Origin of the sequence: Paenibacillus sp. P46E, assembly GCF_001909095.1 — a bacterium.
In the GTDB taxonomy this organism is placed as follows: Bacteria; Bacillota; Bacilli; order Paenibacillales; family Paenibacillaceae; genus Paenibacillus_AQ; species Paenibacillus_AQ helianthi.
The window spans coordinates 13005-28275 of record NZ_LVYZ01000077.1; the positions used below are offsets into that span (position 1 = coordinate 13005).

6 protein-coding genes are annotated in these 15271 nt (G+C 46.5%); all 6 read left to right on the plus strand.

The annotated features are described in order from the left end of the window. The first annotated feature begins 162 nt into the window (after positions 1 to 162). Positions 163 to 1059: an ABC transporter permease gene (locus A3849_RS27300; protein WP_074114231.1), complete on the plus strand. Its 897-nt coding sequence runs from the start codon at positions 163 to 165 to the stop codon at positions 1057 to 1059. 36 nt (positions 1060 to 1095) lie between these two features. Then, positions 1096 to 1980: a carbohydrate ABC transporter permease gene (locus A3849_RS27305; RefSeq protein WP_074114232.1), complete on the plus strand. Its 885-nt coding sequence runs from the start codon at positions 1096 to 1098 to the stop codon at positions 1978 to 1980. Positions 1981 to 2098: 118 nt separating this feature from the next. Further along, positions 2099 to 3775: a type 2 periplasmic-binding domain-containing protein gene (locus A3849_RS27310; RefSeq protein WP_074114233.1), complete on the plus strand. Its 1677-nt coding sequence runs from the start codon at positions 2099 to 2101 to the stop codon at positions 3773 to 3775. 117 nt (positions 3776 to 3892) lie between these two features. After that, a complete protein-coding gene (locus tag A3849_RS27315) occupies positions 3893 to 6370 on the plus strand; it encodes a PfkB family carbohydrate kinase (RefSeq protein WP_074114234.1) in 2478 nt (825 codons plus the stop codon). Further along, complete coding sequence (locus A3849_RS27320; protein WP_074114235.1) at positions 6367 to 8646, plus strand: GH32 C-terminal domain-containing protein; 2280 nt, start codon at positions 6367 to 6369, stop codon at positions 8644 to 8646. The genes A3849_RS27315 and A3849_RS27320 overlap by 4 nt, the downstream gene beginning before the upstream one ends. Before the next feature lie 192 nt (positions 8647 to 8838). After that, a complete protein-coding gene (locus A3849_RS33145) occupies positions 8839 to 15171 on the plus strand; it encodes an S-layer homology domain-containing protein (protein WP_178382817.1) in 6333 nt (2110 codons plus the stop codon). Positions 15172 to 15271: the final 100 nt, after the last annotated feature.

Below are 15271 nucleotides of genomic sequence, written 5' to 3' on the forward strand. Positions count from 1 at the left end.
AGGGGTTTGGCAAGTGCATTTATATTAAAAAATAAACTCTTATTTTTTAATATAATCGGAGCACATGTCAACTTTTGCATTTGGAGCGGGGGAGCTTACAAAATTATAGAAATAGCTCTTGTCTATTACGTAATCGTTTACCTTGGAGATGGAGGAAAATACATGCTTGGGAAAATGAAAAAGAATTATGAATTGTATTTATTGATTTTGATCCCAGTGGCCTATTTTGCAATTTTTAAATATTGGCCTATGTATGGGGTACAAATCGCTTTTAAAGACTTTGTAGCTTCCAAAGGGGTTTGGGGCAGTGAATGGGTAGGACTAGAACATTTTCAACGTTTTTTTGAATCGTACAATTTCAAGCAAATTGTGGGGAATACGCTTTTACTAAGTTTGCTCAATTTGGCTATAGCTTTTCCCTTTCCGATTATTGTAGCAATTATGCTGAATCAATTGAGACAGCAGAAGATGAAGAAGTTCATTCAAACTACGATTTACGCGCCGTATTTCATTTCAACCGTCGTATTGGTCGGCATGCTGTTCATCTTCCTGTCCCCAACCAGTGGCTTGGTTAACCATATTGTAACCGCCTTCGGTCATGAACCGATTATGTTTATGGGAGAGGAGAAATGGTTCAGACCTCTGTACATATTCTCATCCGTATGGCAGGAAACAGGATTTGCGTCAGTGATCTATTTGGCCGCCCTGGCTGGAATCGACCCCCATTTACATGAAGCAGCGGTTATGGATGGTGCATCCAAGTGGCATCGGATTCGGCACATTGATTTACCAGGTATTGCTCCTACAATTATTGTCTTGTTCATTATGGCTGTTGGCAATTTGATGAATGTTGGGTTTGAAAAAGCATTCCTTATGCAGACTGATTTAAATGTTGCTACATCTGAGATTATTCCGACTTATGTGTACAAGGTAGGGATTCAGCGAGCGGAATACAGCTTTTCGGCAGCAATCGGACTGTTTAACTCGGTGATAAACCTGATATTACTGGTCATTGTGAATAAAACAACCAAGAAAATAAGCGGCAAGGGCTTGTTTTAGAGGCGAAGAACGCCTGTTAGAAGGAGGAGAGAAACCATGTTAAAGAGAAAAACGAAATCCGATTTGGTTTTTGATATAATCAATTATTTGTTTCTAGGCTGCTTCACGTTAATGATTTTGTATCCCTTATATTTTATAGTGATCGCTTCCATCAGTGATCCAAACAAAATTTATTCAGGTGATGTTTGGCTACTGCCACAAAGTATAACCTTTGATGGATATAAAAGGATTTTTAGCGACAGTTCAATATGGAATGGCTATAAAAATTCTATTCTCTATGCGGTACTGAATGGATTTGTCAGCACGACTCTTGTCATTATGGCGGCGTATCCACTTTCGAGGAAAGATTTTTATGGAAGAAATGTAATTATGACCTTTTTTATTATCACGATGTTCTTTAATGGCGGTATTATTCCTACTTATCTGGTTGTAAAAGATCTGCATTTAATGAACTCGATGTGGGCAGTTATTCTCCCCGGTGCAATGGATGCTTTCCTGATTATCATAGCAAAAACCTTCTTCGAGGAATTGCCGGAAGAGTTGAGAGAGGCAGCTGCCATTGATGGAGCAAAGAATCTCAGGTATCTATGGAGCATTGTTCTTCCTTTGTCTAAACCAATTATTGCTGTTCTTGTTCTTTTCGCAGTCGTACGTCAATGGAACGGATTCTTCGATGCTCTAATTTATTTGAGTGATGGTGAAAAGTTCCCGTTGCAGTTGGTTCTTCGTAACATTCTGATCCAAAGTCAACCGTCCGGTAATATGCTTATGGATATTGATAACATGCTGGCCAAACAGCGTGTGACAGAATTAATTAAGTTCGGTGTTATTATCGTTTCTGCTGTACCGCTGTTAGCCTTATACCCGTTCTTGCAAAGATATTTTGTCAAAGGAGTAATGGTAGGTTCAGTAAAGGGGTAAGAGTTTGCCTCTCAAATGATCGTTAAGGAGGTGTTGCGAAACTAGATTAGAATGGGACTGGTTAATCCCGGATGAAAGAAGTATAGAATGAGCAGATTTAATAGGGAGGTTAAGAAGAATGAACAGAAAAGCTGCGGGTCTATTGGCAGTAATGATGGCCGTTTCCGTGTTTGCTACGGCCTGTAACAGCAACAACAACAGCAACAACAGCAACAACAGCAGTAGCAACAATGGTAAGACAGGTACGAATACAGAGAAGAGTGGAAATCAAACAGAAGACAGTGCATCTATTCAGTTTCCACTAAAAGAAAAAACCACCTTAAAGGTGGTTGCTAAGAGAGCTCCGCTCGCACCAAGCGATTATAACGAAATGACCATGGCTAAAAAACTGGAAAAAATGTCAAATGTTCATATCGATTGGGATACTATTGTCGAGACAGATTATAACGAGAAGAAGAACCTGCTCATTGCAAGTGGCGACTTGCCTGAAATGTTCTTCGGAGCCGGATTTACAGATACAGAACTGATGAAATATGGTGCGGACGGCACTATTATACCCCTAAATGATCTAATTGACAAATACATGCCTAACTTAAAGGCTTTGTTTGACAAGAGACCGGATATCAAAGCCGAGGTCACAGCACCTGACGGCAAAATTTATTCTCTTCCTGCAGGTGAAGAGTTAGGCACGGGTCAAGAAGAGATTGGGTCGAACCCGGATTTCCTCTATATTAACGAGGATTGGCTGAAAAAGCTGGGGTTGAAGATGCCAACTACTCTTCAAGAATACCATGATGTTCTGCTTGCCTTTAAGACTAAAGATCCAAATGGCAACGGTAAAGCGGATGAGATTCCTTTATCCTTCGTCAATGCATTCTGGACGGGTGATATTGGTTATCTGTTTGGAGCCTTCGGTGTACCAGATAAAACATACCAGCCTGGTAACAACGCCTATGCTGAGCATTTGAATGTGGACAACGGAAAGGTTTCCTACGCAGCAATTCAAGATGGCTATAAAGACGCTGTAAATGAGATTGCGAAATGGGTGAAAGAAGGACTTGTTGATCAAGAATCCTTTACTCAAGAATATACCCAATATTATGCAAAGGGGAAGACGGAGCCGGAAACTCTTGGCTCATTTCTCTGGTGGGATCATACAGATGTAGTCGGTCCTGGACGCGACAAACATTATCCGATCGTTCCTCCTTTTAAAGATATGGTTGTTAAGTGGAACAGTGGTTCCGCGATTTCTAGAGGCGGATCGGTAATCACAAAAGAAGCAAAGAATCCAGCATTGATTGCTGCGTGGCTGGATTTGATTTACAAACCGGAAACCACTGCAGAAGTCCGTTGGGGCCCTATTGGCGAATGGTTTGAGAAATCTGCCGATGGCAAACTGGTTCAGAAGTCGGATATCAGCAATCCCGGAGAGTTCCGTCAAACCGTATCACTAGGTGGCGGCGGCGTATTCACTGGTGAGGATTTCCAAAACATTGCACCTCCTGAAGCGCGGGCACAGCAAAGACTGAATGATATCAAAAATCTTTTTGTACCGCAGATGCAGAAAGAGAAATATCCAAATATCTTCTTTACTGAAGAAGAATTGAAAACTATCGATAAGCTGAAACCGGAGATACAAACGTATACAAACTCCATGCGCGCTAAATTTATGTTGAAAGGGGTCTCTGACTCCGAGTGGAGCGATTACCTGGCTTCGCTTAAAGATATGGGGCTGGATGAGTTGATGAAGGTATACCAAGATGGGTATGACCGTTATCTGGCAGCTCAAAAATAAAATAGGATAGTTAAGGCATGTAGCAAGCCTGAATGAGGTGCCTTCACTCAGGCTTGCTACATATGTTTTCGGATTAGAGAGTCGTATATATATGATGGATTAGGGGTGGAGAACCATATGGTTGACATTACAGCAATAGGTGAAGTGCTGATTGATTTTACTCCGGCAGGCTTGTCCGAGAAGGGGGAGCAGCTATTTGAATGCAATCCCGGCGGAGCTCCTGCGAATGTGGTTGTTGTTCTATCAAAGCTTGGAAAATCTACGGCATTTATCGGTAAAGTGGGTGAAGACCAGTTTGGAGAGTATCTTACTCAAGTTTTGCAGGGGAATGGTGTAGATACAGAGGGTTTAGTCAAGGAGAAGAATGCGAGTACAACGCTAGCTTTTGTTCATCTGAAAGACGATGGCGACCGCACTTTTAGTTTTATCCGTAAACCAGGTGCAGATATGTTACTCGGAATTGATGATATTGATCTGGAACGTATCAAGAGTTCGAAAATCTTTCATTTCGGATCTGTATCGATGACCCATGAACCTTCTGCTAGTGCAACGTTAAGAACATGTGTATATGCAAAAGAGAATGGAGCTCTGATTTCTTTTGATCCAAATTTAAGACCTGCACTTTGGAGCAATCTGGAGGAAGCGAAGTCCAGGATAAAAGAAGGACTTGCTCTTGCGGATATTGTTAAAATCTCTGAGGAAGAACTTGAGTTTATTACGGGTCTTACTGATTTGGAAGAGGGTACCCGTCAAATTCAGTCACAATTCAAGGTGAAAGTGGTCCTGGTGACTAAGGCTGAAAAAGGGTGCTTCGTCCGGTTTGGGTCTGGTTTTAAATTTGCTGATGTGCCAGGTTTCAAAGTTCATACCGTTGACACTACTGGGGCAGGAGATGCTTTTCTAGGCGGGTTCCTCTATCAGCTGCTTGAGAGAGGGTGCAGTATCGAGCAGATTAGAGATCAGGACTGGATCCCGATTATAAGCTTCGCCAATGCAGTGGGTGCTTTGGTTACAACACAAAAAGGAGCCATTCCGGCAATTCCAACCTATCGGCAGGCTGCTGAATTAGTTCAATCTGTTGGCATTGATTTGTCCAAAGAATCATACAGGCCCCAATTCCATTACTCCCCGCCTGCTATGTGGCTAAATGATCCTAATGGTATGGTCTATTTTGAAGGAGAGTACCATTTGATGTTTCAGCATCATCCCGGAAGCACCGTATGGGGTCCTATGCACTGGGGACATGCGGTAAGCAAGGATTTGGTGAACTGGGAAACACTTCCTATAGCCTTGTCTCCGGATCATAATGGGGCCATCTTCTCTGGAAGCGCAGTTGTGGATTGGAACGATACCAGTGGATTATTTGATGGCGGTTCAGGCTTGGTTTCAATATTCACTCATGCTGATATATACCCAGATTCAGATAGACCGCGGCAGCGCCAAAGCCTGGCATACAGTAAGGATAAAGGCAGAAGCTGGACACTTTATTCAGGAAATCCAGTTCTGAGTGATATCGAGATCACCGATTTTCGTGATCCCAAGGTCTTCTGGATGGAGGAAGCTGGCCTCTGGGTTATGGTTCTTGCATGTGGAGACCATATCCGCTTTTATCGATCTGCTGACTTGAAGGATTGGGAGTTTGCCAGCGAATTCGGAAAGTCGGATGGTGCACACTACGGTGTATGGGAATGTCCAGATCTATTTGAGCTATCCATCGATGGGTCCACTTCGAAAAAATGGGTCCTGTTGGTAAGTATCGGTGACAATCCAGACTGTCCGGAAGGCTCCAAAACCCAATATTTCATTGGAAGCTTCGATGGCTTCAAATTTGTAAATGAGAATACACCGGATACCGTGCTGTGGCTGGATGAGGGAAGAGATAATTATGCTGCAGTATCTTGGTCTGATATTCCAGAGAAAGACGGACGGCGCATCATTATCGGATGGATGAACAACTGGAAATATGCCAATCAAGTACCAACCGCTTCCTGGAGAGGTGCCATGACCCTCCCGCGCTTACTATCACTGACCAACCGGAACGGGAACGTGATTCTATCGCAAATGCCTGTTCAGGAGATAGAAAAGCTGCGGAAAGAGACGCACTCATGGAGCGATGTAGCGGTAACGAGCGAGAACCCTTTAATTCACGAGACGAACGAAGATCTGTTGGAGATTGAGGCCGATCTTGATGTCCACTCCGGAGACGAAGTTCATATCCTATTAAAATCTTCCGGAGAGTGTGAAACGATTATTGGTTATGATCCTGAACGAGAGTGGTTGTTTATTGACCGTTCTAAGTCAGGTCTCACTGATTTCAACCCGTCATTTGCATGTAAGCACGGTGCTAGATTAGTTCCGGACAAAGGAAACATCAAGTTGCGTATCTGGGTGGATCGTAGTGTGGTTGAAGTGTTTGCAAATGGCGGAATAGTCGCGTTAACTGATCAGGTTTTTCCAATTAATCCAATTGAAAAAGTGTTGATAAGTACCGTGGCAGGGAGTGCAGAGCTGAACTCGCTTCATATCCATACTCTTAATTCCATTCATAAGACTGAAGGCAGCACAGAGCAGTTAGTAGGGAGGGTGAATGTATGAACGGATTAATCGATAATCAAGGTTTAATGATGTACTGGGCCTTTGATGAAGGAACCGGAGCAAGTGCTCTGGAGAGTGTAACCGGAACCCAGGATGATATCCAGTACGTCTTTAACCAAACAGAGTTCACTGAATCTTGTACTCCGCCGTGGAGACAGGGGGTGTCGGGACATGGGCTTCTCTTCGATGGTTACTCGTCATACATTACTCATTCCGCTCACCTTGAAGGGCAGCATGGAAGACCGGAATATCTCTCAGCTCTCAGTATCGGAGTATGGGTTGCTCCGCGCACCTATGAATGGGGATATGACAGCAAGCTCGCCGCCATCGTGAACCAACACAATATGGAGAATAAACAGGGATTCCTGCTGGGAATGTTCCGCCATGGCTCCTGGTCTTTCCAAATTGGACTAGAGGGAGGAGACTGGAAGGAAATCTGGTCACCGGATGGTTATGAACTGCCAAAGAATGAGTGGTCTTACCTAAACGCTGTCTTCAATGGGGACGATGGAGAAATTAAGTTGTTTCTCAATGGCAGTGAGATTGCTTCGGATACTGTTGCGCGTGGTTCCCGCATGGCTGCAGCGGTGGACACAGATCTGCTGATCGGCAAAAACAATCACAGCAGCAAGCTTGTAGAAGCGTTCAGCCTTCATATGTTCGGCGGAATCATGGATGAACTGAAGATTTATAACCGCGCCTTGAGTAATGAGGAAGTAGCAGCTTCTTATCAGGAGGTGTTGGATTCCGTACCTGGAGGCATCGTGCCGCAAGTGAACTATGATGATATCAAGCTGGATCGTACACCACTGCTGGCAGACCGGCATAGACCGCAATATCATGTCAGCCCGCCAGCTCACTGGATGAATGAACCGCATGCACCGATTTATTTTGACGGGCACTATCATTTGTTCTATCAGCATAACCCGCAAGGACCATACTTTCATCATATTCATTGGGGACATTGGGTGAGCACGGATATGGTGCATTGGCGTGATCTTCCTATTGCTCTGGCCCCTGAGAAGGATCAGCTCGCACCGGACGGGATCTGGTCAGGAAGTGCAACCTACGATGCGGACGGGCTTCCTGTCCTGTTCTTTACCGCGGGGAATGATAGTGCTTCGCCGAATCAGAGCGTGGCACTTGCAAGAAGCACTTATTCTGAAGATGGAGACCCTGATCTGGTCCATTGGATCAAACATCCAGAGCCGCTCATTGTACAGCAGAAGGGAATGGGGGCATTCGGGGATTTCCGTGACCCGTTCGTGTGGAAGGATGAGGATGTCTGGTATGCCCTGGTCGGATCGGGGATTGAAGGTGGAGGCGGGGCAGCCCTTGCATTTATGTCAGAAGACATGCTCAATTGGACCTACAAAGGACCGTTTTATCAGGCTGATCTTCAGCAGTTCCCTTATCTTGGACCTATCTGGGAGCTTCCTGTGCTTTTTCCTCTTGGCAAGGATAAACAGGGTCAAAACAAGCATCTTTTGCTGGTTAGCCCTGTGGGAGCTGGCGCCGATGTCGAGGTATTCTACTGGATCGGTCAGTTTGACAAGCATGATGTATCATTCATACCGGATCAAATGGAACCTCAATTGATTGATGTCGGTGACTTCCATTTTACAGGCCCGAGTGGCATGGTTGATCCAAACACAGGCAGAAATATTATTTTCACAATTGCCCAAGGTGACCGTACGTCCGAGCTGGAATACAAATCGGGCTGGGCTCATAACGGGGGCTTGCCGCTAAGCGTGTATTTGCGAGAGGATGGACGGCTGGGAATCGAGCCGATTCAGGAGCTTCAATCGCTGCGAGGCGAGAAGCGACTATCACTCCGGGATAAGTCTTTGGCCGATGCTAATGACCTTCTCAAGGATGTTCAAGGCGACATGCTTGAGATTCAAGTGGAGATTGATCCAGGCAGTGCTGCGCAATTCGGAATCAAGATCCGGAAATCACCGGATGGGGAAGAAGAAACCCTGTTGTATTATGATCTCAATCAGACCATGCTCTTGGCCGACCGGACAAAAACGACACAACATCCGGGAGAAAAATGCAGCGGGGTTCAGGGTGGTAAGTTAGAACTGCCAGAAGAAAATCTGAAGCTGCATATTTATTTGGATCGCTCTATGGTTGAAGTTTATGCCAACGGCTTGAAAAGCCTAACAACCCGGGTGTATCCGAGCCGGAAGGATGCCCTGGGGCTTGAAGTCTGGGGAACTGGAGAACTGTTGGTTAAATCCATGGAGATATGGGAAATGCAATCCATTTGGTAGTGTGAGCGCTTAGGCGCTCCCTACTATATGGATAATACAACAAACACTTAAGCCACTTTGTTCCCTCGATTTGGAACCGCTTCATTCAATCCTCTCTTACTTCATGACTATGCATCCTTGTATACGGAGAGCCATTTCATAATTAGGTATGAATGTTTGCCATGAATAAGAAATGACGAAGGAGGCTCATTGATGAGAGAAGTCAAAAGAAACAAAGTATGGATCTCCAGAATGGTTATAGGGGTGATGGTTCTTCAGCTTGTAGCTCCCGGAATCTCGGCCGCAGCCAAAGTTGAAGTGGGTGCCCGGGAGGCGTTCATCCCTACGGCTGACGCAGGATTGTCGGTTACGGATGCAGTCTATCCTATTCCCAAGGCTGACGAGGGGTTGTCAGTTACGAATGCAGTCTATCAAATCCAGAATCCGGGATTTGAAACCGGGGATATGACGGGCTGGACAGTTGTCAATGGTGAAGCGTTCGGTTCGGACAGCGTATCGGACGAAACCACTTGGTGGGCAGAACAAATCCCGTACAATCAGGAAGGGACTTATCATCTAAACGGCTGGAAGCATGACGAGGCTGCGACCGGCGTGCTTCGTTCCAGCACCTTCGAGCTGGGCGGCAGCGGCTGGATCAGCTTCAAGCTTGGTGGCGCGAAAAATCCAGACAAGGCATATATAAATATCGTGGAAGCCCAGACGGGTCAAGTGATTGCCCGGTATGGTAATAGCGCCTTCGCTGACGTTGGTTTCCCGAATCCCGCTCAGGGCCTGCGGCTTGCCAATATGGAGCAATATAAGGCAAATCTTTCTGAATATCTAGGCAAGAAGCTGTACGTGGAGATCGTCGATAATGCAACGGCGGACTGGGGAGTGGTATTTGCGGATGCATTCTTCATGTACCATGAATCCGAGCCTGCGGAAGGCATTGTTGCCACGGATATTAAGCCGGATATTGAATTAAACAGTCCCTATGAAATCAAAAACCCAGGCTTCGAAACTGGGGATATGTCAGGCTGGACAATTGTCAGAGGCCAAGCGTTCGGTCAGGACAGCGTATCGGACGAAACCACTTGGTGGGCAGAACAAATCCCGTACAATCAGGAAGGTACTTATCATCTAAACGGCTGGAAGCATGACGAGGCTGCGACTGGCGTGCTTCGTTCCAGCACCTTCGAACTGGGCGGCAGCGGCTGGATCAGCTTCAAGCTTGGCGGTGCGAAAAATCCTAACAAAGTATACGTGAATATCGTGGAAGCCCAGACGGGACAAGTCGTTGCCCGGTATGGCAATAGTGCTTTTGCCGACGTTGGCTTTCCGAATCCCGCTCAGGGTCTACGGCTTGCCAATATGGAGCAGTATAAGGCGGATCTCTCCGGATATTTGGGCAAGAAGCTGTATGTGGAGATCGTCGATAATGCAACCTCGGATTGGGGACTGATCTTTGCGGACGCATTCCTGATGTACCATGAATCCGAGCCAGCCGAGGGCATTGTTGCCAAAGATATTAAGCCGGATTTCAAACGCTATCAAGTTCAGAATCCAAGCTTTGAAACCGGAGATTTGACAGGCTGGACGGTTGTAGAAGGCGAAGCGTTTGGACCGAACAGCGTATCGGACGAAACCACCTATTGGGTTGAACAAATCCCGTATAACCAGGAAGGCACTTATCATTTAAACGGATTGAAGTATAACGAGACTGCGACAGGTAAGCTTCGGTCCAGCACCTTCGAGCTGGGCGGAACAGGCTGGATTACCTTCAGACTGGGCGGAGGCAAGCATACGGATCAAGTGTACGTGAACGTCATCAATGCAGATACAGGAGACTTGGTAGCCAGGTACGGAAACACCGAATTTAACGAGTCCGGATTCCCGGATCCGGCACAGGGCCTGAGACTTGCGAATATGGAGCAGTATAAAGCCGATCTCTCCAAGTATATCGGGAAGAAGCTGTATTTGGAGATCGTCGATAATGGGCATGCGGATTGGGGAGTCATCTTTGCGGACGCCTTCCACACCTTCAATGAACTCGTACCCGAAGAAGGAGTCATGGCAGACAACATTATGCCGACAGAAATTCAGAATCCCAGCTTTGAAACCGGGAATTTAGAGAGCTGGACCGCTCAGGGCAACGCATTTCAAGTGAGCAATGATGCCCAAGCTGGTAAAGAAGGTAACTATTATGCCAAGTCCACTTTGGAAGGACAGGGCTCGATTACCTCCAATACCTTTACGCTTAGAGGGACCGGGACAATTAACTTCACAGTTGTAGACATCGTCAACCCGCAGGAAGCCTACGTCGCATTATATGATGCCAGCACGAACACGTTGCTAGAGAAGACCGGGGATGTCAGTGCGAATGAGAAGATTTCCTGGAAAATGCAGAAGCACTACAACAAGAGGCTTTATGTCAAAGTTATCGATCAATCCAATCAAGCCCGTATCTCCGTTGATGCTTTTCAAGCGAATAATACGGGAACCATTTTCTACATGAACCTTGATGAAGGCGTAGGAAAAAAGGCACATGAGGAAGTAAGTAATCTTGATCATGATGTAAACTACGTATTTAATAACGCCAGATATATGGACTCCAAAGATCCAAGATGGACTCCGCGCGGAGTAAAAGGTGGCGCTTTGCTATTCGATGGATACTCAAATGATATCGAGGTTAACGCAAAGGATGCCGTTCCAGTAAGTGACGCGTTAACGCTTGAAGCTTGGGTCGCTCCACGCAGCTACGAATGGGGAGACGGAAACAAGCTGTCTGCTATCGTGAATCAGTCTGATCAGGATAAGACAGAAGGATTTGCTTTGGGGATGTACCGGCACGGCACATGGTCAATGCAGGTAGGAATTGGCGGACAGTGGATTCAGGTATGGGTCAAAGACCATCCACTCGAAAAATACAAATGGAATTACGTAGCAGCTACGTTCGACAAAAAGGACGGAATCATTAAATTATATTTAAATGGTCAGGAAGTAGCATCTCAAGCAACTCCTGTCAACGTTCCAATTACACCTTCTACGGAAAATCTGATTATCGGAAAAAACAATAAATCTGCAGAGTTTGCGGGATTGTTCTCCTACAATATGTTCAGCGGACTTATCGATGAAGTGAAACTGCAGAACAAAGCGCTCACGGGTCAAGAGATCCTTGCTGAGTATGAGAATGTGAAGGTGCTCCACGGCGGCGCGGTTCCGGAAATTCCAAATGGTGACATTGATGAGGATCCTAGTGTGTTTGACGGTGATCAGCACCGTCCGCAGTACCATGCGATGCCTCCGCAAAACTGGATGAATGAAGCGCATGCACCGATCTATTATAACGGCAAGTATCATTTATTTTATCAGCATAACCCGCAAGGTCCATTCTGGCATCAGATCCACTGGGGACATTGGGTGAGTGACGATATGGTCCATTGGGAAAATGTGAGGCCAGCACTTGCACCAGAAGCGGGTACTCTTGATCCGGACGGTACATGGTCAGGTAGCGCAGCGTATGACCGTGACGGCAATCCTGTTCTGTTCTATACCGCCGGCAATGACTCTCTGTCACCGAATCAAAGAACAGGGCTGGCAACTCCGGCCGATTTGTCAGACCCTAAACTAGAGAAGTGGGTGAAATATCCAGAGCCTGTAACCGAGCAGAATGGAAATGGCATTCACAACGAGTTCCGTGATCCATTCGTTTGGTACGACAAGGAGGTAGATAAGTGGTATCAGCTGGTGACATCCGGTCTTCAAGACTTCAGCAGCGGTACAGCTTTGGTGTACGTGTCTGACGATATGTACAACTGGGAGTATAAGGGGCCTTTATATGTTAGTAACAGAAATCTGTATCCGGAGCTCGGTACGGTATGGGAACTGCCGGTATTACTGCCGGTAGGTAAGGATAGCATGGGCAAGCAAAAGTATATTTTCATGGTTAATCCCCATGAGAAGCCGGAGCAGGTTCCTCCAGCTGACGATGTGCAAAGAGATGTTGAAGTCTTTTACTGGATTGGAACCTGGGATCGGGATAACTTCAAATTTATACCTGATCAGGACGCACCCTCCAAAATGGACGTGGGGGATGGTTATTTGACCGCAGAGAGCGGTATGGTTACCCCCGACGGAAGAACGGTCGTATACTCCATGGTGCAGAATGTAAGAACGCCGCAGGCTGAATATCAGGCTGGTTGGGCTCATAATCTGGCACTGCCAGTTTCCCTAAGCCTGGATGAGCATGATCAATTGCGTATTGAACCGATTCAAGAATTGCAGAGTCTCCGGGGAGATAAGGTGGTTGATTTCTCGGACAAAAATTTGGCTGCCGCCAATCAATTGATACACAATGTCAAAGGCGACATGCTGGAGATCGTGATGGAGATTGATCCGGGTGAAGCCCAGAAATTTGGTCTTAAGGTACGGCGCTCCGATAACGGCCAGGAGGAAACGCTGATTTACTATGACAAGACAAATGGGACGTTCAATGTGGACCGTACCAAGAGCAGCATTGATCCGGATGTGCGCGTGGACGGCATTCAAGGCGGATACGTGGATCTGGATGGAGAGAACTTGAAGCTGCATATTTTCCTGGACCGCTCGGTTGTCGAAGCCTTTGCCAATTACAAGAAAAAACTGACAACCCGCGTCTATGTGGGAAGATACGATTCCTTGGGCTTGCAGGTTTGGGCCGACAACGATATAACGGTCAAGTCGATGGAAGTATGGAATATGAATGCCTTGACGGGTGAGCCGGCGGCTCCAGTCGATGTGCCTGACAATTGGGACAATTCGGTGTATACCGATATTACGGATCTGCCTAACCATGATTTTGCTACAGGAGACTTAACAGGCTGGATTACTGAAGGAGACGCCTTCCAGGATATCCATGTGACCGATGCCAAGTTCTTCTGGGATACGATCTACTTCAATCCGTCGCATAAAATTCCGGGCGGATATCATTTGTGGGGCTTCAACGAGGCAGCCGGCGGTGACAGTTTAACAGGAACACTGAAATCGCAGAATTTCGTCCTTGGAGGGAACGGCAAGATCAACTTCCTGGTCAGCGGCGGGCGTGATATCGATAAGCTGTATGTTGCGCTAGTCCGGGCATCGGACGGCAAAGAGCTGTTTAAAGAGACTGCCACGAATTATGAGGAGTATCAGCGGAAGATCTGGGATGCTTCGCAATATATCGGCCAGGAGCTTTACATTAAGGTAGTTGACCAATCTACAGGCGGTTTCGGACATATTAATGTCGATGATTTCAATGTACCGGTTAAGATGCAGAATCCGGCGAATCCGACAGATCCGACAGAACCGACAGATCCAACAGGCCCAACAAGCCCTGCCGGTCCAGCAGATCCAACTGATCCAAGTGGTCCGACCGGTCCGACTCATCCAACCGATTCAGCGGTCCCAACCAGCCCTCCGAATCAGCCTGTGATTCCGGCAGGCAAACCTGAGAGTCAAAACAGTTTGTCATTCGAGATGGCAAAGGGAGAGCGGCAAGTGATGTTTCCGGTGTCCATCGCGGCAAATGACGGCAAGAATGCTCTGAAAGTTAAAAATACAGATGTGGAGATCGAAGTTCCAGCAGAGGTATTGAAGGAATTACAGGCACGGGTCACGGGCAGCGAGCTTGAACAGGCGAAGATCTCTTTTGAAATGGGAACTTTATCTTCAGAGCAGAGCAAAGAGTTACTGTCGCGGGCCGGACAGAAGAATCATGCAGATATCTCTGTAACCGGGGAGGTCTACGACTTCAAATTGTCAATGGTGAAGGCAGATGGAACGGCGCTTACGCTTGAGAAGTTCTCCAAACCCGTCACCATCAGATTAGGCACACAGGAGAATTCCCGCCAAGATTTAACGGGCATGTATTACATCTCAGATGACGGCAGACTGGAATATATGGGTGGAACCTATGCGGACGGTAAATGGACGGCAAAGGTGAGTCATTTCAGCAAGTATGCGGTCCTTACTTATAATAAATCATTTGAAGATGTGAATGCCTCCTATTGGGCCCGTGATGTTATAAAAAGGATGGCAGCAAAGCAAATGGTCTTGGGAGTGAGTGAAAAGGCATTCGCACCAAAGCAAAATGTAAGCAGAGCTGAGTTCGCTTCTTTGATCACTCGTGCACTCGGAATAACAGGGATGAACTTAACTACATTCGAGGATGTAGAACCCACGAAGTGGTACGCTTCTTCCATTGCCGCAGCATACGAAGCGGGAATTGTCACCGGAAGAAACAAAGATACCTTTGCGCCGGAGGACACCATAAGTCGTGAAGAAATGGCGTCCATGATTTACAAAGCATATCTGTTTCATACAGGACAGAAGGCTGATGTTAATCGTCAAAGCAATTTCAAGGATGCCAGTACGATAAGCGATTGGGCTTCAGGTGCAGTGGCTGCCTTACAGGAGCTTGGGATAGTTGACGGGCGCGGCAATCAGGTATTCATGCCTCATGAAACGGTGAATCGTGCGGAGAGCGCGCAAATCATCTCGCTGCTGCTGGATGAAGTTAATAAATAATGGCTAAGGGAAAGCCGGGGGAAGCAAGGTGATGTCTGCCTTCGCCATGACTCCGGCTTTCTCTAATTTTTACGGAGTATCATCTTACCCAAGAAGGAGT